The following is a 1,933-nucleotide window of genomic DNA, read 5'->3' as shown; positions in this document are numbered from 1 at the left end:
GCACTTCCCGACCGAGGACTCCATGCGTCTGCGCAGCAGCTCGATCCGCGCGAAGATCATCGCGCTGCTCCTGGTGCCCATCGTCGCGCTCATCGCCCTGTGGGTGTACGCGACGCTCGCCACCACCGGGGACGCCTGGAACCAGTTGGGGATCAGCCGTGCGTACAAGGAGTACGAGGCGCCGGTCGACCAGTACGCGAACGACTTGCAGGGCGAGCGTCGGGCCGCCGTCCAGCACCTGGCCGACCCGGCCTCGCCGGTCGCCCGGGACGCCTTCGAGCACGCCAGGACCGCCACCGACCACAGCCTCGCCGTGCTGCGGCAGAAGAAGGACGGCGCCGGCGCCCGTCTCTCCGCCGCCCAGCGGGCCCGCCTGGTGCAGATCGTCGCCGCCGCCGACCAGCTCGGACCGCTGCGCGCCCAGGTCGGCCGACTGGCGCTCAACTGGGAGTTCGCACTCGATCAGTACAGCGACCTGGTCAAGCCGGTCTTCGGCTTCCGGTCCGCCTACGTCGCCCGGCAGAGCGGACAACTTCCCCGCCAGGGAACGATCCTGATCGAGCTGGTGCGCGCCCGCGAGTACCTCGCGCAGGAGGACGCGGCGATGGAGGGCCTGCGCACCAACACGACCAGGCCGACCGCCGAGCAGTACCAGGTCGCGTTGGACGCCCTGCACAACCAGCAGGCGCTGTTCACCGTCTACATCGCCGAACTGGAACCCGCCGACCAGGCCGACTACATCGCCCTGCGCGGCGGCGAGGCCTGGGGCGCGCTGGCCCGGGCCGAGGCCGACTTCGTCGGCGCCGGCGGGCCGGAGCGGGTCGGTCAGGCGCTCAACGGCGACAACTGGCGGGAGACCGCCGACCGTTCGCTCGGCGACCTCGCCTCGATCAACTCCCGGATCTCCGCCGGACTGGACGAACGCGGGCGGTCCGCCGCGATCGCCTCGCTCTGGCGGGGCGGCATCGCCGGTGCGGTCGGCCTGGTCGCCGTCGTGCTGTCGGTGCTGATCTCCTCCCGGATCGGCCGGGGCCTGGCCCGCGAACTGATCGGCCTGCGCAACGCGGCCAACGACCTGGCGGGCACCCGGCTGCCGGCCGTCATGCTGCGGCTGCGCCGCGGCGAGCCGGTGGACGTGGCCGCCGAGGCGCCCGAACTGCACTTCGGGCAGGCCGAGATCGGGCAGGTCGGCCAGGCCATCAACGCCGTCCAGCGGGCCGCCGTGGAGGCCGCCGTGGAACAGGCCGAACTCCGGCGCGGCGTCTCGGCGGTGTTCGTCAACCTGGCCCGGCGCAGCCAGGTGCTGCTGCACCGCCAGCTCACCCTGCTCGACACCATGGAGCGCCGCACCGAGGACCCGGCCGAGCTGGAGGACCTCTTCAAGGTCGACCACCTCACCACCCGCATGCGCCGACACGCCGAGGGCCTGATCATCCTGGCCGGTGGCTCGCCCGGGCGTGCCTGGCGCAAGCCGGTCCGGATGGTGGACGTGGTCCGGGCGGCGGTCGGCGAGGTCGAGGACTACGCCCGGGTGATCGTCCGGCCGTTCCCGGGTACCGGGCTGCTCGGCAGCGCCGTCGCCGACGTGACCCACCTGGTCGCCGAACTGGTCGAGAACGCCGCTGTGTTCTCCCCGCCGACCACCCAAGTCACCGTCCAGGGTGAGGTGGTGGCGCACGGATTCGCCCTGGAGATCGACGACCGGGGGCTCGGGCTGAGCGATCAGCTGCTCGCCGAGATCAACGAACGTCTGGCAGTGGAACAGGAGTTCGACCTCGCCGACACCGACCGGTTGGGGCTGTTCGTGGTCAGCCGGCTCGCCCGGCGGCACGGCATCCGGGTCCACCTGCGGCCCTCGCCGTACGGCGGGACGACGGCGGTGGTGCTGATACCGCGCGAGCTGCTCGCGGAGGCGCCGGACGGGCTGCCGGAG

The 1,933-nt window shown here is 72.7% G+C and carries 1 protein-coding gene; it reads left to right on the top strand.

Annotation, left to right across the window (positions count from 1 at the left end; all coding sequences use genetic code 11):
- Nucleotides 1-73 precede the first annotated feature (73 nt).
- Nucleotides 74-1,933, top strand: a 1,860-nt coding sequence (locus tag J0670_RS36945; RefSeq protein ID WP_207817153.1) for an ATP-binding protein, incomplete at its 3' end; no start/stop codon positions are given.

Source organism: Streptomyces sp. FH025 (assembly GCF_017427025.1).
In the GTDB taxonomy this organism is placed as follows: Bacteria; Actinomycetota; Actinomycetes; order Streptomycetales; family Streptomycetaceae; genus Kitasatospora.
This window is presented reverse-complemented; position numbering and strand designations above follow the sequence as displayed.